A 20,032-nucleotide genomic window follows, 5' to 3' on the forward strand; every position below is an offset into this window, starting at 1 on the left:
GGGGGGGGCGGGCCGTCCCCCGGGCCCCCGCCCCGCGAAGGGGTCCGCCGGGCCGTGTCTCGGCGCCCACAGGCGGGGCGCGCGCCGCGCGGGCGCGGCCGCGGCCGCGGCCGCGCCCGCGGCGCGCGCTACGCGGCGCCGGCCTCGGGCCGCGGGCCCGCGGCGAGCCGCTCGGCGGCCCGCAGCAAGCGCGCGGTCACGGCGTGCGCCGGGCGGTCGAACACCGTCGCGGCGGGACCGTGCTCGACGACCCGGCCCTCGTGCACGACCAGCACGTCGTCGGCCATCCGCCGGACGGCCCGGAGATCGTGCGACACGAAGACCATCGCCACCCCCGTGCTGTCCCGGAGCCGCTCGAGGAGCGTCAGCACCGCGTCCTGCACCGTGGCGTCGAGTGCCGTGACCGGTTCGTCGAGCACGATGACCTCGGGCGACGTCGCGAGTGCGCGGGCGATCGCGAGGCGCTGCCGTTGCCCGCCGGACAGCGTCAGCGGCGAGCGTCGGCGGAGTGCCGGGTCGAGCCCCACCTGGTCGAGCGCCGCGTCGATGCGGGCACCGAGCGCACCACGGGCCGACCGCTCGGAGCCGCCGGTGAACGCGTCCGCGAGGACCCGCTCCACGTTCCACCGCTCGTCGAACGTCGCCCCGGGGTCCTGCACCACCGCGGACACCCGGTGCCGCAGGGGCCGGCGGGTGCGTTCGTCGAGCGGCACCCACGGCGACGAGTCGAGCGTGACGGTGCCGGCGTCGGGGAGTTCGAGGCCGAGGAGCATCCTCGCGAGCGTGGTCTTGCCGGACCCCGACGCGCCGATCACCCCGAGGACGCGCCCGCGCTCGAGCCCGAACGACACGTCGCGCACGGCGGGGACGCCGTCGAACGCTCGCGCGAGCCCCTCGGCCGCGAGCACCACGCCAGCACCGTGCGAGGTTCCGCGCTCCGTGCGAGGTTCCGGCCCCCGCACCGTGTCCGGCACCTCGCACACTGCAGACCCGCCGGACCCGCCGGACCCGCCGGACCCGCCGGGCCCACCCGCGCCCGCGCCCGCCGCCCGCACCAGCGCCCGCGTCGCCTCGTGCTGCGGCGCCGCGAACACCGACGCCACCGGCCCCTGCTCCACCACGCGTCCCTCGTGCACGACGACCACCCGGTCCGCCCACCCCGCGACGAGCCCGAGGTCGTGCGTGATGACGAGCAGCCCGGCGCCGCGCGACTGGGCCGCACGCAGCTGCTCCATCACGGTGACCGCGACCCCGGCGTCGAGCGCCGTCGTCGGTTCGTCGGCGACCACCAGCGACGGCGACCCGACCGTGGCCGCGGCGATGAGGGCGCGCTGGCGCATCCCTCCGGACAGGGTGCCCGCGAGCCGACCGTCCGTGGCGAGCGCCGGGTCGAGGCCGACCGCGGTGAGGGCGTCCCGCACGGCCCCCACCCGCTGCGCCGCCGTCATGTCCGTGTGCAGCCGGAGGGTGTCCGCGACCTCTCGCCCGACGGGACGCAGCGGGTCCAGGGCGCCCAGGGCCTCCTGGCCGACGTAGCCGACCCGCGAGCCGCGCACGCTCCGCCACCTGCGGTCCGAGAACGCCCGGACGTCGAGCCCGGCCACGGTCAGCCGGTCGACCCGGACCGAGGAACCGGGTGCCGACAGGCCGAGCGCCGCCCGTGCGGTGACGGTCTTGCCGGAGCCGGAGGCACCGACGAGCGCGACGCACTCGCCGGCATCGACGTGCAGGGCGACGTCCTGCACGACCACTGATCCGCCGATGCTGACGGTCAGCCCCTGCACGTCGAGCACGGTCATCGGATCGCTCCTGTTCGTCGGATCGCCCGGCCGAGCACGGTCACCGCGGTCGCCAGGACCACGATCGCGAGGCCGGGGAAGGTGCTCATCCACGGGGCCGTCAGCAGGTACGTGCGACCGTCGGCCAGCATCGCGCCCCACTCGGGCGCGGGTGGCGGGGTGCCGACGCCGAGGTAGCTCAGCGCCGAGGCCCACACGATCGCCTGCCCGACACCGAGCGTCCCGACCGCCACGACCGGCCAGAGCGCCGCGGGGAGCACGTGCCGCACGGTGATCACGGCGGGGGAGCGGCCCATCAGCACGGCGGTCTCGACGACCTGGGAGCGGCGCGCCCGGAGCACGAGCCCGCGGACGATCCGGGCGTACCCGGGCGCCGTGGCGAACCCGACCGCGAGCATCGCCGGGACGGGTCCGGGGCCGGTCACCGCGATGACGACGAGCGCCACGAGGAGCAGGGGGAGCGCGAACGCGACCTCGGTCAGTCGGCCGACGACCCCGTCGACGACGCGTCCGCCGAGTCCCGCGACCACGCCGAGCACGACCCCGACCCCGCCGCCGACGAGCGTCGCGACCACACCGACCACGAGCGACGCCCGCGTGCCGGCGACGACCCGGGCGAGGACGTCCCGCCCGGACTCGTCGGTGCCGAACGGACTCGACCACGACGGCGCCTGGAGCGCCTGCGCCGGGTGCACGGCGAGCGGGTCGCCACCGCCGAGCAGCGCCGGCCACACCGCCGCGACCACGGCCAGCGCCACGACGGCGGCAGCGGTCCATCCGGCCGGGCCGAGCGTCCCCCCACGGACTCGCTCGGACCGTCCGGCGGACGCGTCACCCTGGGCACCGGCCTGGAGGCGCGGTTCGGCGATCCCGCTCACCGTGCGCCCGCCCCGTGCCGGGTGACGCGCGGGGCGCGACGCCGGGTCGCCCCCGCCCCGGCCGTCCCGCCGGCACGCGGGTCCACCACACGCTCGACGAGGTCCGCGACGGCGAGCACGACCACGTACGCGGCGGCCGACACCAGCGCGATGCCCGCGACGAGCGGCATGTCCCGCTGCGTCACCGCGGTCACGAGTGCGCGCCCGATGCCCGGGAGCGCGAACACCGACTCGACGACGACCGCACCGGACACGAGCGAACCGAACGCCCAGGCGGACAGGGCGATCCCCGGGAGTGCGGCGTGCCGGAGCAGGTGCCGGCCGAACAGTCCCGCGCGGGTCTCGCCACGACTGCGGGCCGCGAGCGCGAAGGCTGACCGCTGGGCGTCGACCACGCCGTCCCGGACGGTCTCGGCGAGGTACCCGGCGACCGGCACGGCCACCGTCACGACCGGCAGCACCCAGCCCCGGGCCGAGCCGTCGCTGACCGCCGGCACCCAGCCGAGGGCGCTGGCGAACACCACGATGAGGACGCTGCCGAGCCAGAAGTGCGGGGTGACGCTCGCGGTGACGCTCAGGGCGCTCGTGAGTCCCGCGGCGAACCGGCCGCGCTGCGTCGAACACCACGCGGCGACGATCGCGAGCACCCAGGCGACGACGAGCCCGGCCACGGCCAGGGTCAGCGTGACCGGGAGCTGCTGCCCGAGGAGCGTCGACACCGGCGTCCGGAACGCGTACGAGTCACCGAGGTGCCCGGTCGCCAGACGCCCGAGGAACACCGCGTACTGCACGAGCACCGGTCGGTCGAGGCCGTACTCCTGCCGGACCTGCGCGACCGCCTCGGCCGAGGCCTGGGAGCCAGGTCCGCCGAGGATCGCGAGCGCCGGGTCGCCCGGGATGAGCCGGATCGCGACGAACACGATCGTGGCGACCGCCCAGAGCACCCCGATGCCGCCGGCCAGGCGGCGCAGTCCCCACAGGGTCCACGCCGACCACGCGGCGGGCGTGCCTCGACGTCCGCGACGCAATCCGTGCCTCCCGTCCGACGATCGCGACGTCGCGATCAGCGGTCGATCCAGGCCGTGCCGAACCACGGCGTCGACACCGCGGTGGTCTGCACACCGTGCACGCTCGACCGCAGCAGGAAGTGGTTCTGCTGGTCGTAGAGCGGGAGGACGGTGCCGCTGGACAGGATGATCTCCTGCGCCTGCTCGTAGAGGTCGCCGCGCTCGGACGTGTCCGAGGTCTGCGCTGCCCGCTGGAGCAGGTCGTCGAGCTCCGGGTCGTCGAGCTGGGCGAGGTTCGCGAAGTACCCGGACGGTGCTGGCGTGATGCTGGCGGAGTCGTACAGGATGCGGAGGACGTCCGCGCCCACCTTCGTGTACGGCGCGCTGACGACGTCGTACTCGTTCGCCGCGAGGGCCGCGTACCAGCTGGAGAGGTCGAGTTCCTGCAGCACGACCTTGAAGCCGACGGCCTTCTCGGAGGCCTGGATCTGCTGGAACAGGCTGCGCTCGGCGGGGACGGACTGGTTCGTCGACACCGGGAACGTGACGGTCAGCTGCTCGCCGTCCTTCTCGCGGATGCCGTCGCTGCCCACCTTCCAGCCGGCGTCGTCGAGGAGTCGCTTCGCCTTCGTCGGGGAGTACTCGAACAGGCTCTTGTCGGAGTACCCGTACGGCTCGACGCTGGAGAGCACCGAGTACGAGCGCTTCGCCGTCCCGAGGAAGAGCGACCGGATGCCGGGGTCGATCTCGGCGCCGGCGATGAAGGCCTTGCGGACGGCCTCGTCGCGGAAGACCCCGTGGCCGGAGTTCAGCTCGAGGCGGTTCGACGCACCGGGGCGCGGAGCGTCGAGGTCGCGGATGGAACCCTTCGACGAGGCCGCCGTGAGCTGGTCGGGCTGGGCGTTGTCGATGACGTCGACCTGGCCGGACTGCAGTGCCGCGTACCGCGAGGTCGAGTCGGGCAGGAAGCGCCACGTGATGCCGTCGAGGCGGGGCTCCGTGCTGCCGCGGAGCGGCGTGTAGTCGGCGTTCTTGCGGAGCGTCACCCGGTCGCCGTGCTTCCAGCCGATGACCTCGAACGGGCCGGTGCCGACCGGCGACTCGCAGTTCACCGCCTGCGAGCGCTCCAGCGCCTTCGGGGACTCCATGCCGACCCACGGCTGCGAGAACGACTCGAGCAGTGCGCTGTCCGGACGGCTCAGCGTCAGGGTGACCGTGTGGTCGTCGGTGGCCGTCGCCTTCGTGATCGACTGCAGCGCGAGGTACCCCGTGCTCGACGCGGTCGCCGGGTCCTGCACGTGCTCGATGTTCGCCACGACCGCGGCGGCGTCGAAGGGCGTGCCGTCGGTGAAGGTCACGTCGTCGCGGAGCGTGAAGGTGAGCGTCCTGCCGTCGTCGCTCGTCGTCCAGGACTTCGCCAGCGCGGGGACGGGCTTGCCGTCGTCGAGCGCGGTGAGCTCCTCGATGTACTGGGTGGACAGGAGCGCCTGCGGGTAGTTGCCGCCGACGTGCGGGTCGAGGCAGGTGGGTTCGGCGTCGCCCGAGGCGTACGTGAGCGTGCCGCCGTCGACCGGTGTGCTGTTCGACGTCGCGGTGCCGCCACCGGTGCAGCCGGCGAGCACGAGGAGGAGTGCGGCGGCGCCGGCGACCACTGCGGTGGTTTTCTGTACTGAGTCCAAGATCATGGCTGGACGAGTCTAGCGGTTTACTGGGGCCCATGGACGAACCGATGCGCCGCGGTGGCCGCCCCCGACGCTCGAGCGCCGAGGTGCTCGCCGACGCCGCGGCCGAGCTGTTCCTCGAACAGGGCTACGGCCGGACCACGGTCGACCAGATCGCCGCACGGGCCGGGGTCAGCCGTGCGACGTTCTTCAACTACTTCACGGCGAAGTCTGACGTGCTCTGGCTCGACCTCGACGCCGCGGTCGCGACGCTCCCGGCGTGCCTCGCCGCCTCGACCGAGGAGTCCGCGGTGCGGGCCGTCGAGGCCGCGCTGCTCGCCACCGCCCGCGCCCACGACCCCGACCGGGTCCCCTGGGCGATCGCACAGGTCGAGGTGATGGGCATCGGTGCCGAGCTCGTGGCGAGCGTCGCGGCACGGGTGACGGCCCAGCACGCGGCGGTCGCGGCCTTCGTCGCCCGCCGGACGGGGGAGCACCCGGCGGCGCTCTGGCCCCAGACGGTGTCCGGCGCCATGCTCGGGGCGGCCGCAGCGGCCTTCGGCGTCTGGGTCTCGGACGGGGTCGGGCGCCGACCGCTCGTCGAGTACGTCGGGGCGGCGCTCACCCCGGTCGCAGCGGGTCTCGACTCCCACTGAGGTCCGGCCCAATAGGCTCTCTCCCCATGACCCGCGCGCGATGGACACGAACCGCGGTCTTCGCCGTGGTCGCCCTCGCGGGGGTGTTCGTCGCGTACTGGCACATCGGCCGCCAGAGCACCTACGTCGACGAGTTCACCTACACGCGGGCCGGGTGGGACTACGTGCACGGGGTGCTCACCTCGAACCTGCAGCACCCGCCGACCGGCAAGTACCTGTTCGGCGTCGCGCAGCTCGTGTTCGGCGAGGGCGTGCTCGGGCCCCGTCTGGTCGCCGCGACGGCCTCGTTCGGCACCGGTATCGTCCTGTTCGCCTGGCTCCGGCGTCCGATCGGGTACTGGGGCGCCGTGCTCGCCGCCGGGCTCTGGTGGCTCACGCCGCGTGCCGACTCGCCGACGTGGGCTGACGTCGCGTCCGGCACGGCCGCACGGATCGACCGGCTCGCCCTCCTCGAGCCGCTGATGACCTTCTTCGCCGTGGCGGCGCTCGCCGCGGCCTGGCAGTGGGCGACCCGACCCCGACGCGCCGCCGACCGGACCACGGCCTGGGACGGCTGGTGGTGGATGGCGCTCGCCGGTGCCCTCCTGGCACTGTCGGTCACGTCGAAGGTCACCACCACCGTCCTCGTGCTCGCGCTGGTCGCGGTCCCGCTGCTGTTCCGGCGCTGGTCCGGGCTGCTGACCGGGGGCGTCGCGGCCGCCGCGGCGTTCGCCGTGGTGTTCGTCGTCGCGTACGTGCCCGTCGGCGGTGTCCGGGCGATCACCTTCATGATCGAGTTCCAGGGCAAGCACGACACCCGCGGACACATCATCTCGGTCCTCGGGAAGACGTACATGATCGCGCCGTGGTGGACGAACTTCGTGCGGGTCGTCGAGGGGGTCGGGTGGCCGACGGTCGTCGTGCTCCTGGTCGGCACGGCCGCGGCGTTCGCGATCCGCCCGGACCGGCTCGTCGCGCTCCTCGGGATCGCGCTCGGGATCCTCGTCGTCTTCTACTCGACGGCCAACGTCGCGCTGCCGCACTACTACCAGGCGTGGATGCCCTGGATCATCGCGCTCGCCGCGGTCGGGTACACCCGGCTCGCCCGGCTTCGGCCGCCGCTCACGACCGTGGTGGCGCTCCTCGCGGTCGTCGTGACGATCGTCCCCGCGGTCGTCGTGGTGCGGACCGTCGCCGAGACGCGCACCACCGGGTTCGCCCGGCTCGAGGGGGTCCTCGAGGAACGCGGGGTGCCGGACGACGTCCGGGTCCTCGTGTCGGGGTCGGCGCAGCAGTCGTTCGCGGTGTTCATCGGCCGTCGTGGCGCGACCCAGGGGGTGACGCACGGGGACTACGGCGTGCTCGTCGCCGGGATCGACCCGCGGTTCCCGATGGACGACGACCTGCGGGCCTTGCTGCGCGAGCACCCGGAGCGGTTCGAGGAGTTCCGGCTCGACGCGCTGCGGGTGTGGGTCGTGCGGGACGGCCTGGTGATCGAGCGCCGCGGGGACACCGCGACCCTGGTGCCCGCCGACCGCGGCTGACCCGGCCGTGCAGCAGCCGCGTGCGGCTCAGTCGGTCCGGAGCGTACCGGCCCCGCCTGCGGCGACGTCCTCGGCCGTCCCGTTCCGCACCACCTCCGGCACGTCGTCGCCCGTCGGCACGAGCGACTCGTCGCCGGGGTAGCTCAGGGTGAGCACGGCCTCCTCGATGTACTGGCTCTCCTCGAGGGACTTCTCGACGTCGCGCAACCGCACCGCCACGTGCTCCTCGTTCTCGTTGCCGGTCAGGTCGACCGCGGCGACGAGGTAGACCCGCGAGGGCCCGACGAACTCGAGGTGCAGGTAGGTGACGCGCTCGATCTGCGACCGCCCGAGCAGCTCGACGAGCACCGCGTTCTCCAGCTCCGGGGACGTGCTCTCCCCGAGCAGGAACCGGCGGTTGCGGTCGATCAGGACGATCGCGACGACCCCGAGCAGGATGCCGATCGCGATCGAGCCGATGGCGTCGAAGACCGCGAGGCCGGTGACCTGGTGGAGGAACACCCCGAGGAACGCGACCACGAGGCCGATGAGCGCCGCGGCGTCCTCGGCGAAGACGGCGCGGAGGGTCGGGTTCGACGACTGCAGGACGTGCCGGAGCACCGGCACCCGCCGCTTCGTCGCCGCGCCGTGCGCCTGCCGGTACGCCTGCAGGAAGCTCGTGCCCTCGAGGCAGAACGACAGCCCGAGGACGATGTAGTTCAGGAGCACGTCCTCGGCAGGCCCGGTGTCCCCGAGCTCGGTGATGCCGTGGTAGATCGAGACGATGGCGCCGGCGGTGAAGAGACCGAACGCGGCGAACATCGACCAGATGTACGTCTCACGGCCGTAGCCGAGCGGGTGCGCGGTGTCGCGCTTCCTCGAGCCACGCCGTTCGGCGACGAGCAGGAAGATCTCGTTGCCGGTGTCGGCCCACGAGTGTGCGGCCTCGGCGACCATGGACGCCGATCCGGAGATCAGGGAGGCGATCGTCTTGGCGATCGCGACGAGCAGGTTCGCGCCGAACGCGATGACGACGGTGAGCAGGGAATCGGGACGCTCCTGCTGCGCGGGGGCAGCATCTGACGAGGGCATCGCTCCAGCATGCTCCCGTCCGCTAAACTCGTGCACACAGGCGTCGATCCGGCCATCACCGGGGAGTCTCCGGAAGAACCCGGCCGTCAGCACCATCGACCGTCGGCAGTAGAACCGGGCGGACCGGGCCGCGCACGCCCCCGGCAACGAGCGGTCGCCCCGGGTCACCCGGAGCGGCAAGCGAGGTGGTACCGCGGAGCCTGCTCCGTCCTCGTGGTCCTGAGAACCGGCAACCCACAGGAGCCCCGCGGTGCGCTACCCACTTGATTCCGACGCAGACGGCGTCGTCCCGTCGCCGTCCTTCCCCGCCGTCGAGCAGGGGATCCTCGCCTTCTGGAAGGGCGACGGCACGTTCCAGGCGTCGATCGACCAGCGCGAGGGCTGCGACGAGTGGACGTTCTACGACGGCCCGCCGTTCGCCAACGGCCTGCCGCACTACGGCCACCTCCTGACCGGGTACGCGAAGGACGTCTTCCCGCGCTACCAGACCATGCGCGGCAAGCAGGTGCACCGCCGCTTCGGCTGGGACACGCACGGCCTGCCCGCCGAGCTCGAGGCGATGCGCCAGCTCGGCATCACCGAGAAGCACGAGATCGACGAGATGGGCGTCGACGTCTTCAACGCCGCCGCCAAGAAGTCCGTCCTGCAGTACACCGACGAGTGGCAGCAGTACGTCACCCGCCAGGCGCGTTGGGTCGACTTCGAGAACGACTACAAGACCCTCGACGTGACGTTCATGGAGAGCGTGCTGTGGGCGTGGAAGCAGCTCTGGGACAAGGGGCTCGCGTACGAGGGCTTCCGGGTCCTGCCGTACTGCTGGAACGACCAGACGCCGCTGTCGAACCACGAGCTGCGCATGGACGACGACGTCTACAAGATGCGCCAGGACCAGTCCGTCACGGTGTCGTTCCCGCTGCGGGGTGCGCGCGCCGCGGAGCTCGGGCTCGACGGCGTGCGTGCGCTCGCCTGGACGACGACCCCCTGGACCCTGCCGACGAACGCCGCGCTGGCGGTCGGCCCTGCGGTCGCGTACGTGGTGCTGCCCGCCGGTCCAGGAGGCGCGGCTGACGGTGGCACCGCCGGTTCCGTCCACTACCTGCTGGCGTCGGACACCGTGGCCGCCCACGCGAAGGACCTCGGCTACGAGAGCGCGGAGGACGCCGCTGCCGCGGTCGTCCGCACCCTGACGGGTGCGGAGCTCGACGGCGTCGAGTACGAGCGCCTCTTCGACTTCCTCGCGGAGACCGAGGGCATGGAGAACGCCTGGAAGATCCTCGTCGCCGACTACGTCGAGACGGGCGAGGGCACCGGCATCGTGCACCAGGCCCCGGCCTACGGTGCCGACGACCAGGTGGTCTGCGCCGCCGCGGGGATCCCCGTGGTGCTGTCGCTCGACGAGGGCGGTGTCTTCACGTCGCAGTTCGGCGAGGTCGCCGGCATGCTCTGGTCGGACGCGAACAAGCCCCTCACGAAAGCCGTCCGCGACGCCGGGCGACTGCTCCGCCAGGCGTCCTACGAGCACAGCTACCCGCACTGCTGGCGCTGCCGGAAGCCCCTCATCTACAAGGCCGTGTCGAGCTGGTTCGTCCGCGTGACCGAGTTCCGCGACCGCATGGGCGAGCTCAACCAGGACATCAACTGGGTGCCGGACAACGTCAAGGACGGCCAGTTCGGCAAGTGGGTCGGCAACGCCATCGACTGGTCGGTGTCCCGCAACCGGTACTTCGGCACGCCGATCCCGGTGTGGCAGTCCGACGACCCCGAACACCCGCGCACCGACGTGTACGGCTCGCTCGAGGAGATCGAGCGTGACTTCGGTCGACTGCCGGTGAACGCCGACGGCGTGGTCGACCTGCACCGCCCGTTCATCGACGACCTGACGCGCCCCAACCCGGACGACCCCACCGGGAAGTCGACGATGCGCCGGATCACCGACGTGTTCGACGTCTGGTTCGACTCCGGGTCGATGCCCTACGCCCAGGTGCACTACCCGTTCGAGAACCGCGAGTGGTTCGAGTCGCACAACCCGGCCGACTTCATCGTCGAGTACATCGGGCAGACCCGCGGCTGGTTCTACGTCATGCACGTGCTGTCCACCGCGCTGTTCGACCGGCCGGCGTACAAGAACGTCATCAGTCACGGCATCGTGCTCGGCTCCGACGGCCAGAAGATGTCGAAGTCGCTCCGGAACTACCCGGACGTCTCCGAGGTGTTCGACCGCGACGGTGCCGACGCGATGCGCTGGTTCCTGATGTCGTCGTCGGTCATCCGCGGCGGGAACCTCGTCGTCACGGAAGAGGGCATCCGCCAGGGCGTCCGCGAGTTCCTGCTGCCGCTCTGGTCGACGTACTACTTCTTCACCCTCTACGCGAACGCGTCGGGGGAGTCCGGGTACCAGGCGTCGCGGAGCACGGCGAGCACCGACGTGCTCGACCGCTACCTGCTCGCGAAGACCCGGGTGCTCGTGTCGGACGTGCAGCAGCACCTCGACGCGCTCGACACCCCGCTCGCCGCCCAGGCCGTCCGCGACTTCGCCGACGTGCTGACGAACTGGTACGTGCGCCGGTCGCGCGACAAGTTCTGGCTCGGCGCCGAGTCCTCGTCCGAGGCCCGTGCCGCGTTCGACACGCTGTACACCGTGCTCGAGACGCTCACCCGCGTCGCCGCACCCCTCGCCCCGCTCGTGACCGACGCGGTCTGGCGGGGACTGACCGGCGGCCGCAGCGTCCACCTCGAGGACTTCCCCGACGCCGAGGAGTTCCCGGCCGACCAGGCGCTCGTCGAGTCCATGGACCGTGTGCGGGACGTCGCCTCGAAGGGGCTCGCGCTCCGCAAGGCCACCGGCAAGCGCGTCCGCCTGCCCCTCGCCACCCTGACGCTCGTGGTGCCCGACCCGGCGGCCGTCGAGCCCTTCGTGGACATCCTCCGCGACGAGCTCAACGTCAAGCAGGTCGTGCTCGAGCAGCAGGAGGAGTCGTCGCTCGGTCGGTACGGCATCGAGCGGAAGCTCACCGTGAACGCCCGTGCCGCCGGACCCCGCATCGGCAAGCAGGTCCAGCAGGTCATCCCGGCCGCCAAGAAGGGCGACTGGACCGCGACCGAGTCCGGCGTGACCGTCGGCGGCGTCGACCTCGTCGAGGGCGAGTACACGCTCGACCTCACCGTCGCCGACGACTCCGTGGCGGTGGCGTTCCTCGACGGCGGCGGCTTCGCGGTGCTCGACACCGTGACGACGCCCGAGCTCGAGGCCGAGGGGCTCGCCCGCGACGTCGTCCGCGCCGTCCAGCAGGCCCGCCGTGACGCCGACCTCGACGTCAGCGACCGCATCGTCCTCACCCTCGGTGCGGACGAGGTCGCCGACGCGGCGGTCCGCACCCACCAGCAGCTCATCGCGGGGGAGACCCTGTCGACGAGCGTCGAGATCGTGCCCCTCGGGGCAGACGCCACCACCACCGACGTCGGTGACGGTGCGAAGGTGACCGTGGAGGTGTCACGCGCATGAGCGAGTACCCCGAAGAACCGTCCGAGGACGGCATCGAGATCCCCGTCGGCCCCGCCGGTGCGACGGACCCCGCCGACGCCGTGCCCTACGGCGCGGACGACGACGAGGTCAAGCGCGTCGAGGCGGCCCTGTACGCCCGGATCGGCGAGCAGTCGCCCGAACACCGGCTGTCCGCGACCCGGCGTGCCGTCGAGCTCCTCGGCGACCCGCACCTGTCGTACCCCGTGATCCACTTGACCGGCACGAACGGCAAGACCTCGACCGCGCGCATGGCCGAGAGCATCGTCCGGGCACACGGCCTCCGGACCGGCCTCATGACGAGCCCGCACCTGGTGTCGATCCGGGAGCGCATCGTCATCGACGGCACCCCGATCGCCGCCGACCGCTTCGTGGAGAACTGGGACGACATCGCCCCGATCCTCGAGATGACCGACCAGGAGCTCACCGACAAGGGCGAGCTCCCGCTGACCTTCTTCGAGGCGCTGACCGTCCTCGCCCTGGCGTGCTTCGCCGAGGCGCCGGTCGACGTCGCCGTGATCGAGGTCGGCATGGGCGGCGAGTGGGACTCCACCAACGTCGTGCAGAGCCAGGTGCAGGTGTTCACGCCGATCGCGATCGACCACGCCAAGCAGCTCGGCAGTACCGTCGCCGAGATCGCCCGCACGAAGTCCGGCATCATCAAGCCCTCGTCGTCGATCGTCTCGAGCGCACAGACGCCCGAGGCGCTCGCCGAGCTGCAGCGCGCGGCCGAGCTCACCGAGTCGACCCTCGCGGTCGAGGGGGACGGCTTCCGGCTCGTCGACGTGACGCCGGCCGTCGGCGGCCAGCTCATCACCGTGCAGGGCATCGCCGGCCGCTACGACGACCTGTTCCTGCCGCTCTTCGGCCGGCACCAGGCCCACAACGCCGCCGTCGCGATCGCCGCCGTCGAGGCCTTCCTCGGCCGCGGTTCGCAGGCCCTCGACGAGGACGTCCTGTCCGAGGGACTCGCCGGTGCGACCAGCCCCGGCCGGCTCCAGCCGATCGCCACGGGTCCGACCGTGGTGGTCGACGCGGCGCACAACCCGCACGGCGCACGCGCGCTCGCCGAGGCGCTCCCCGTGGCGTTCCCGTCCGAGCACGTGGTCGGCGTCGTCGGCATCCTCGGCGACAAGGACGCCCGCGGCTTCGTCCGCGCGCTCAAGGACACCGTCGCGACCTTCGTCGTGACCCAGCCGCCGGGGGAGCGCGCCCTCGACGCGGACGAGTTCGCCCGGGTCGTCGTCGACGAGGTCGGCGAGGACCGGGTCGTCGTCGAGCCGTCGCTCGAGGCCGCCCTCCAGGAGGCCCGTGACCTCGCGGACGACGCCGAGCCGGACGACGCCATGGTGCTCGTCGCGGGCTCGATCGTGATGGTGGGCCGCGTCATGGACCTGGTCCACGCCGAAGGCGGGACGAAGTGACGGACGCGGGCCGCGCCTCCAGGACCCCACGCGCACCGCGCACCCGTCGGCCGCGACGCGATCGCGGCGCACGGGAGAGCCTGCTGTCGATCACCCTCGTGCTCGAGGCGATCATGTTCTTCTTCCCGATGCTCGTCGTGTTCGGCAAGGGGACGCTCCCGCCGGCGGTCGCGTTCGGCGGCGGCATCGGCTCGATGATCGTGCTGGCACTGGCCTCTCGCCTGACCGGCAACCGCGCCGGTGTAGGGTTCGGGTGGCTGCTGCAGGCGGCCATCCTCGCCACCGGGTTCATCGAACCGTTCATGTTCGCCGTGGCCGTGGTGTTCCTGGCGCTGTGGGTCTTCTGCTTCGTCAAGGGCGGTCAGCTCGACCGTCAGAACGCCGCGAGACGCGCGGCCCTCGGCGAGGACTGACCACCCCGTTCGACCACGAAACACCAGGAGTTCCGCGTGTCCGATCTCGAAGAGACCCTCGTCCTCGTCAAGCCCGACGGCGTCGCCCGCCAGCTCACCGGTGAGATCCTCCGCCGGATCGAGGCCAAGGGCTACGAGATCGTCGACCTGAAGATGGTGACGGCGCCCCGTGACCTGCTCGACGCCCACTACGAGGAGCACCAGGGCAAGCCGTTCTTCGAGCCCCTCGTCGAGTTCATGCAGTCCGGCCCGGTCGTCGCCGTGCGCGTCGCCGGCAACGGCGTCATCGCCGGCTTCCGGTCGCTCGCCGGCACCACCGACCCGACCTCGGCCGCGCCCGGGACGATCCGCGGTGACCTCGGCCGCGACTGGGGCCTCAAGGTGCAGCAGAACCTCGTGCACGGCTCCGACAGCCCCGAGTCGTCGGCGCGCGAGCTCGCGCTCTGGTTCGCCTGAGTCCGGGGGATCGACGCGTGACGAACAACGACCGTCCCACGAAGAACGAGCGTCGCCAGCACGCCCGTGACGTCGCCCGGCAGCGCGCCGAGGCCGAGAAGCGCCGCAAGCGCCGCAACCGCTGGTTCCTGCAGGGTGGCATCGGCCTCGGGATCATCGCCGTCGCCGCGATCGTCGCGATCGTGGTGGTGAACGTGAACAACCAGCCCGCCGTGTCCGCGGCCGGGCCGAAGAACATGGCGACCGGTGCGATCCAGTTCACCGGCAGCGACGGGACGGTCACCCCCGTGACCTCCGGCGCGGTGTCGGCGAAGGCCACCCCGTCCCCGGTGCCCACCGCGGCCGCCGACGGGAAGGTCCAGGTCACCGAGTACGTCGACTGGGCCTGCCCGGTCTGCAAGCAGTTCGAGGCCGCCTACGCCGACCAGATCCTCGACAAGGTGAAGTCCGGCGACGCGACCCTCGCGATCCAGCCCGTGTCGATCCTCGACCGCAGCTACCAGAACTCGCGGTACGCCAGCCGTGCCGCGAACGCCGCGATGTGCGTCGCGAACTACGCGCCGGACAAGTTCCTCGACGTCCAGACGCAGTTCTTCGACAACCAGCCGGAGGAGGGCACGAAGGGCCTGACGAACGCCGAGATCGCGAAGCTCGTCACGGCCGGCGGAGCGACCGGGTCGAACGTCTCCGAGTGCCTGTCGAGCGAGCGCTTCCGCGGGTGGGTGACGAAGTCCACCAACGCCGTGCTGGCCGATCCGGCACTGCAGGGCACGCAGGGCTTCGGCACGCCGACCGTCCTCGTGAACGGCAAGAAGATCGCCACGCTCACCGACGTCATCACCGAGATCGACGCCGCGTCGAAGTAGCACGCTCGACGACGGCCCCCGCTTCCGATCGGAAGCGGGGGCCGTCGTCGTCCGGAGCGGCCGGTACTACGCCTTCCCGCCGTTCTGCTCCACGAACGCCGCGAAGGCGTCCGTGTCGGTGAGGGAACCGTTGTACTGCTTGCCGTTGACGATCACGGTGGGGGTGCCGGTGACCTTGTCGAGCGACGAGTTCGGGATCGGGTCGTTGAGCACCCGGTTCGTCGCGTCGGCCACCCACCCGGCGAACTTCTGGTCCGTGATGCAGGACGCCACGTTCTCGTTCGTCGCCCCGGCGGCCTTCGCGAGCGATGCGAGCTTGTCGTTCGTGAGGCCGCGCGTGCTCTCGGACGGCTGGTTCTCGTAGAGCGACGTGTTGTACGCGAGGAACGCGTCCGGGTCGTAGTTCGCGACGCAGGCCGCGGCGGCGGCCGAACGGGTCGAGTACTTCGAGCCGAGGGACACGCGGTCGAGCAGGTTGAACGGGTGCAGCTCGAGCGTCGCCGAGCCGTCCTTCACCCACTGCTGGATCTGGGACATCTGGCTCGTCTCGAACTGGTTGCAGTAGGGGCACATGTAGTCCGAGTACACCGTGATGTTCGCGACCGAGTCGTCCTGCTTCGTCGGGGTCGGCTTCCCGCCCTCCGGCGTGGCCTTCGTGGTGACCGGGACGATCTGCCCGTTCGAGCCCGTCAGGAGCACACCGTCGCTCGCCATGTTCTTCGGCCCGGGGCCGGCGGGTTGCACGGAGTTCGCGACGACCACGACGACGATCGCGGCGACCGCGAGCGCGCCGACGATGATGCCGCTGATCCCCAGGGTCTTGTTGCGGCGTCGACGCGCCTGCTCCTTCGCGCGGGCGAGGCGTGCGCGCTCCCGCGCTGCCTCCCGCCGGGCCTTCTTGCTCTCGTTCTCGCTCATCGCCATCGAGCGTAGGTCGTGCCGGTCGGCCGATCGGCCGATCTGGCTGGGAAGGACCCAGGAATTCGATGACGCGTCATCGGCAACGCTCAGCGGGCGCTCAGAAGGAGGAGAGGACCCGCGGGAACACGATGAGGATCGACACGGCGATGAACAGGTAGTTCGCCAGCGGGAAGGCCCAGCAGAAGGGCAGCAGGGTCCGACCGAGCCGCTGGGCGCCGGCGCCGAAGCGTCCCTGCGCGGCGTTCCAGATCGTGAACACCCAGAACATCGGGATCGTCATCGACCACACGAGCATGCACCACGGGCAGAGCGCGCCGATGAACCAGACGGTCTGGGTGAAGAGCCACGTGACGAAGACCCACGCCAGGAACACGCCCGCGTTGAACGCGATCCAGAACCAGCGCGAACCGTTCCGGAACCCGGCCAGGAGCATGACCGCGACGGCGATCGGCGCGACGAAGCCCATGACGCCGAGCAGCGGGTTCGGGAAGCCGAGCAGGTGCCCCTGCCAGCTGGCCATCACGTCCGAGCAGTTGATGAACGGGTTGACGTCGCAGGACAGCACTGCCTGGGGGTGCGCGTACTTCTCGAACTCGTCGATGACCAGTCGGAACGCCCCGTAGAGACCCACCGCGCCGGTGATCAGGAGGAAGACGCCCATGGCGATCGGACGGCGGACGGCAGGTGCTGGCGTGCTCACGGCGTCATCATCGCATGCTCGATCCGGTCCTTTCCCGGTGCGGCATGCGATAATCCCTGGAGGTCGTGCGGCCATCCGCACGACGACGAAAGCTTTCCGGGCCCAGCCCGGACGATCAGGTGCGGTGAGAGCGCACCGTGACCGGGACGCGCGCGACGCGACGGTCACAAGACAGCGAACGCGGGGGCGTGGTCGCCACCCGCTACAACTACAGAATTCCCGCCGTCCGGACAGGATGCGAGCGGGGTCAAGGAGTGCACCAGGTCCATGGTGGAGCAGAACAACGACAACACGAACAACGAAGAAGTCGCACCGAAGCGTCGAGGCCGCCTGTTCGGCGGTCGGCGCGCCCGGTCGGCCGGCCAGGAGGCACGGGGTGACGCCGCGCAGACCGGTCCCGTCGAGCAGGTGACCGGGTCTCCGGCGGACGGCACGTCCGACGCCGGCGCGGAGACGTTCGCGGTGACGGACGCAGCGCCGGACGCCGGGGGAGCGCCGGAGGCGCCCACCGTGTCGGTCGCGGTCGAGGCGACCGCCGGCGGCGACGAGCCGCACGACGTGAGCACCCTCACGGGCGACCTGCCGGTCATCACGGCCGGTGACGACACCGAGACCGCAGCCGCACCGGCCGCGACGGTCGAGGCGGACGCGAGCAGCGCCTCCAGTCCGGCGGAGCCCGGCGACGAGCCGTTCGTCCCCAAGGCGACGAGCACGCTCAGCCTGATCTTCCACGCCCCGGTCCTGCCGGACCTGCCCGAGCGCGCGCCCCGTCACGACGAGGACGACGACGACGAGCAGGGCGGCGGACGCCGTCGGTCGCGTCGCCGCGGCACGAGCGCCGACCGCGAAGGCCGCGAGCCGCGCGAACCGCGCGAGCCGCGGGACCACCAGGAGCCCCGCCGCCGCGAGGTCGAGTACATCACCGAGCCGCAGAAGGTGAAGGGCTCGACGCGGCTCGAGGCGAAGAAGCAGCGCCGCCGCGACGGGCGCGATGCCGGTCGTCGTCGCCAGGTCGTCACCGAGGACGAGTTCCTCGCCCGCCGCGAGAGCGTCGACCGGCAGATGATCGTCCGGTCGAGCGCCTCGAAGATCGAGATCGGCGTGCTCGAGGACGGTGTCCTCGCCGAGCACTACGTGACGAAGTCGCACAACGTGTCGCTCATCGGCAACGTGTACCTCGGCAAGGTGCAGAACGTCCTGCCCTCGATGGAGGCGGCGTTCGTCGACATCGGTCGCGGCCGCAACGCCGTGCTGTACGCGGGCGAGGTCGACTGGAACTCGGTCGACACCGGCAACCACGGGCGTCGGATCGAAGCCGCGCTCAAGCCGGGCGACAAGGTCCTCGTGCAGGTCACGAAGGACCCGGTCGGGCACAAGGGCGCCCGTCTGACGAGCCAGGTCTCGCTGCCGGGCCGCTACCTCGTGTACGTGCCGAACGGCTCGATGAACGGCATCTCGCGCAAGCTGCCGGACACCGAGCGTGCGCGCCTCAAGAAGATCCTCAAGGAGGTCCTCCCGGAGCACGCGGGCGTCATCGTCCGCACCGCCGCCGAGGGCGCGACCGAGGAGCAGCTCACCCGCGACGTGCAGCGGCTCACCAGCCAGTGGGAGGCGATCCAGAAGAAGGTCGCGAACGGCCAGGCGCCGGTCATGCTCCACTCGGAGCCGGACCTGCTCGTGAAGATCGTCCGCGACGTCTTCAACGAGGACTTCACCAAGCTCATCATCGACGGCTCCGCGGCGCGCGAGACGATCGACGAGTACCTCACCGCGGTCGCGCCGGACCTCAAGGACCGCGTCGAGATCTACGACGGCCCGGACTCCTTCGAGGAGTACCGCCTCAACGAGCAGATCGAGAAGGCCCTCGACCGCAAGGTCTGGCTGCCCTCCGGCGGTTCGCTCGTGATCGACCGCACCGAGGCCATGACGGTCGTCGACGTCAACACGGGGAAGTTCGTCGGGTCCGGCGGCAACCTCGAGGAGACCGTCACGAAGAACAACCTCGAAGCGGCCGAGGAGATCGTCCGCCAGCTCCGCCTGCGGGACATCGGCGGCATCATCGTCGTCGACTTCATCGACATGGTGCTCGAGTCGAACCGCGACCTCGTGCTGCGTCGACTCGTCGAGTGCCTCAGCCGTGACCGGACGAAGCACCAGGTCGCCGAGGTCACCTCGCTCGGCCTCGTGCAGATGACCCGCAAGAAGATCGGCGTGGGGCTCCGCGAGTCCCTCGACGAGGTCAACGCCAAGGTCAACGACAACAACGCCGACCCGGGGCCGTCGAAGAGCCGTCGCAAGAGCCGCGGTGGGGCCGGCAACGGCGGGTCCAACGGTGGGAACGGTTCGAACGGTTCGAACGGTGGGAACGGGTCGAACGGCGGGTCCGGCAACGGTTCGTCGTCGAACGGCTCGTCGCACGCGCACCAGATCACGGACGACGTGAAGAGCGCGCTGTCCCGGATCGCCGCATCGACCATCCCGCACGAGGAGCACGACGGGGCTGCGACCCCGGCTTCGGCGTCCTCTGCGGTGTCGGCGGGTTCGGCGTCATCGGCGTCATCGGCGGCATCGGCGCCGGAGGCACCCGCCGCGGAGTCCGGTCCGGACACCGGCGCGTCGCAGTCCGAGCACGGCGAGCAGTCGTCGGGCTCGAAGCGTCGACGTCGTCGTGGTGGCCGCGGTGCCGGTGCGCCCGAGACGACGGCGGACACCGCGTCCGGCTCGTCCTCGACGCCCGATGCGCCGTCCGCGCCCGAGCAGGGCACCTCGGCGGCTGCCGCTCCGGCTGCTGCGGCTCCGGCTGCGGCGGCTCCGGTCGCTGCTGCCCCCGTCGTCGAGGACGTGCCGGCCAAGGCGCCGACCCGCCGTCGGGTGAGCTCGAGTGCCCCGGTGACCCCGGCCGAGACCTCGGTCGCGATCCTCGACATCCCGATCGCCGCCACGAAGCGCGAGCCGCGCCAGGTCAGCGGGGACGCCGAGTCCCTGCTCGACTCCGTGCTGCAGGCGCTCCCGGAGCCCAAGCAGCCGGGGCAGGGCCGTTCGCGGTCCCGTCGCGTCTCGTCCCCGAGCATCAGCGCACCGGCGACGGCCGAGGGTGACGACTCCGACGACGGCGCCGTGATCCTGGGGAACTGACG

15 protein-coding genes are annotated in these 20,032 nt (G+C 71.8%); 8 read left to right on the forward strand and 7 right to left on the reverse strand.

Annotation, left to right across the window (positions count from 1 at the left end; translation table 11 throughout):
- Positions 1 to 128: 128 nt before the first annotated feature.
- The 4 genes from WFH25_RS11870 to WFH25_RS11885 are packed head-to-tail and all read right to left on the reverse strand — an operon-like array spanning position 129 to position 5,369.
- Positions 129 to 1,799 (reverse strand): ABC transporter ATP-binding protein, encoded by a 1,671-nt coding sequence (locus tag WFH25_RS11870; RefSeq protein WP_336697825.1) that lies wholly within the window; start codon positions 1,797 to 1,799, stop codon positions 129 to 131.
- Positions 1,796 to 2,677, reverse strand: coding sequence for an ABC transporter permease (locus WFH25_RS11875; RefSeq protein ID WP_336697826.1), 882 nt, complete (start codon positions 2,675 to 2,677; stop codon positions 1,796 to 1,798). The genes WFH25_RS11870 and WFH25_RS11875 overlap by 4 nt, the downstream gene beginning before the upstream one ends.
- Positions 2,674 to 3,705 (reverse strand): ABC transporter permease, encoded by a 1,032-nt coding sequence (locus WFH25_RS11880; protein WP_336697827.1) that lies wholly within the window; start codon positions 3,703 to 3,705, stop codon positions 2,674 to 2,676. Before WFH25_RS11880 ends, WFH25_RS11875 begins: the two co-directional genes overlap by 4 nt.
- 35 nt (positions 3,706 to 3,740) lie before the next feature.
- Positions 3,741 to 5,369 carry an ABC transporter substrate-binding protein gene (locus tag WFH25_RS11885; RefSeq protein ID WP_336697828.1) on the reverse strand — a complete coding sequence of 543 codons (1,629 nt, stop codon included), beginning with the start codon at positions 5,367 to 5,369 and terminating at the stop codon, positions 3,741 to 3,743.
- 32 nt (positions 5,370 to 5,401) lie between these two features.
- On the opposite strand from WFH25_RS11885, the gene WFH25_RS11890 reads away from it, so the two are divergent.
- Both WFH25_RS11890 and WFH25_RS11895 read left to right on the forward strand, forming a co-directional pair.
- Entirely contained in the window at positions 5,402 to 6,001 is a 600-nt protein-coding gene (locus WFH25_RS11890) for an acyl-CoA-like ligand-binding transcription factor (protein WP_336697829.1), read from the forward strand.
- 26 nt (positions 6,002 to 6,027) lie between these two features.
- Positions 6,028 to 7,524 carry a hypothetical protein gene (locus tag WFH25_RS11895; RefSeq protein ID WP_229085093.1) on the forward strand — a complete coding sequence of 499 codons (1,497 nt, stop codon included), beginning with the start codon at positions 6,028 to 6,030 and terminating at the stop codon, positions 7,522 to 7,524.
- A gap of 27 nt (positions 7,525 to 7,551) precedes the next feature.
- Here WFH25_RS11895 and WFH25_RS11900 read toward each other — a convergent pair whose 3' ends face one another.
- Positions 7,552 to 8,595: a cation diffusion facilitator family transporter gene (locus WFH25_RS11900; protein ID WP_336697830.1), complete on the reverse strand. Its 1,044-nt coding sequence runs from the start codon at positions 8,593 to 8,595 to the stop codon at positions 7,552 to 7,554.
- Between the two features lie 250 nt (positions 8,596 to 8,845).
- Here WFH25_RS11900 and ileS point away from each other — a divergent pair, with 250 nt between their 5' ends.
- The 5 genes from ileS to WFH25_RS11925 are packed head-to-tail and all read left to right on the forward strand — an operon-like array spanning position 8,846 to position 15,274.
- Positions 8,846 to 12,097, forward strand: a complete 3,252-nt coding sequence (ileS, locus tag WFH25_RS11905) for an isoleucine--tRNA ligase (protein WP_336697831.1) — start codon at positions 8,846 to 8,848, stop codon at positions 12,095 to 12,097.
- A complete protein-coding gene (locus tag WFH25_RS11910; protein ID WP_336697832.1) occupies positions 12,094 to 13,539 on the forward strand; it encodes a bifunctional folylpolyglutamate synthase/dihydrofolate synthase in 1,446 nt (481 codons plus the stop codon). Before ileS ends, WFH25_RS11910 begins: the two co-directional genes overlap by 4 nt.
- Positions 13,536 to 13,952: a DUF4233 domain-containing protein gene (locus WFH25_RS11915; RefSeq protein ID WP_070416559.1), complete on the forward strand. Its 417-nt coding sequence runs from the start codon at positions 13,536 to 13,538 to the stop codon at positions 13,950 to 13,952. The genes WFH25_RS11910 and WFH25_RS11915 overlap by 4 nt, the downstream gene beginning before the upstream one ends.
- Positions 13,953 to 13,988: 36 nt before the next feature.
- On the forward strand, positions 13,989 to 14,408 hold the full coding sequence (gene ndk, locus WFH25_RS11920; RefSeq protein ID WP_070416558.1) for a nucleoside-diphosphate kinase: 420 nt from the start codon (positions 13,989 to 13,991) through the stop codon (positions 14,406 to 14,408).
- 17 nt (positions 14,409 to 14,425) lie between these two features.
- On the forward strand, positions 14,426 to 15,274 hold the full coding sequence (locus tag WFH25_RS11925) for a DsbA family protein (protein ID WP_092384010.1): 849 nt from the start codon (positions 14,426 to 14,428) through the stop codon (positions 15,272 to 15,274).
- A gap of 66 nt (positions 15,275 to 15,340) precedes the next feature.
- Here the strand turns inward: WFH25_RS11925 and WFH25_RS11930 are convergent, their stop codons facing one another.
- Positions 15,341 to 16,192, reverse strand: coding sequence for a DsbA family protein (locus WFH25_RS11930; RefSeq protein WP_336697833.1), 852 nt, complete (start codon positions 16,190 to 16,192; stop codon positions 15,341 to 15,343).
- A gap of 100 nt (positions 16,193 to 16,292) precedes the next feature.
- Positions 16,293 to 16,895 (reverse strand): vitamin K epoxide reductase family protein, encoded by a 603-nt coding sequence (locus WFH25_RS11935; protein ID WP_229085097.1) that lies wholly within the window; start codon positions 16,893 to 16,895, stop codon positions 16,293 to 16,295.
- Between the two features lie 267 nt (positions 16,896 to 17,162).
- Here WFH25_RS11935 and WFH25_RS11940 point away from each other — a divergent pair, with 267 nt between their 5' ends.
- Entirely contained in the window at positions 17,163 to 20,030 is a 2,868-nt protein-coding gene (locus tag WFH25_RS11940) for an Rne/Rng family ribonuclease (RefSeq protein ID WP_336697834.1), read from the forward strand.
- The last annotated feature ends 2 nt before the right edge of the window (positions 20,031 to 20,032 follow it).

It is taken from the genome of Curtobacterium sp. USHLN213, assembly GCF_037144815.1.
Taxonomy (GTDB): domain Bacteria; phylum Actinomycetota; class Actinomycetes; order Actinomycetales; family Microbacteriaceae; genus Curtobacterium.

What these genes read in the sequence shown, in the direction of transcription:
- WFH25_RS11940 (WP_336697834.1), top strand. Translation starts at nt 17,163, where the DNA reads ATGGTGGAGCAGAACAACGACAACACGAACAACGAAGAAGTCGCACCG.
- WFH25_RS11910 (WP_336697832.1), top strand. Translation starts at nt 12,094, where the DNA reads ATGAGCGAGTACCCCGAAGAACCGTCCGAGGACGGCATCGAGATCCCC.
- WFH25_RS11885 (WP_336697828.1), bottom strand. Translation starts at nt 5,369, where the DNA reads ATGATCTTGGACTCAGTACAGAAAACCACCGCAGTGGTCGCCGGCGCC.
- WFH25_RS11930 (WP_336697833.1), bottom strand. Translation starts at nt 16,192, where the DNA reads ATGAGCGAGAACGAGAGCAAGAAGGCCCGGCGGGAGGCAGCGCGGGAG.
- WFH25_RS11900 (WP_336697830.1), bottom strand. Translation starts at nt 8,595, where the DNA reads ATGCCCTCGTCAGATGCTGCCCCCGCGCAGCAGGAGCGTCCCGATTCC.
- WFH25_RS11890 (WP_336697829.1), top strand. Translation starts at nt 5,402, where the DNA reads ATGGACGAACCGATGCGCCGCGGTGGCCGCCCCCGACGCTCGAGCGCC.
- WFH25_RS11895 (WP_229085093.1), top strand. Translation starts at nt 6,028, where the DNA reads ATGACCCGCGCGCGATGGACACGAACCGCGGTCTTCGCCGTGGTCGCC.
- WFH25_RS11870 (WP_336697825.1), bottom strand. Translation starts at nt 1,799, where the DNA reads ATGACCGTGCTCGACGTGCAGGGGCTGACCGTCAGCATCGGCGGATCA.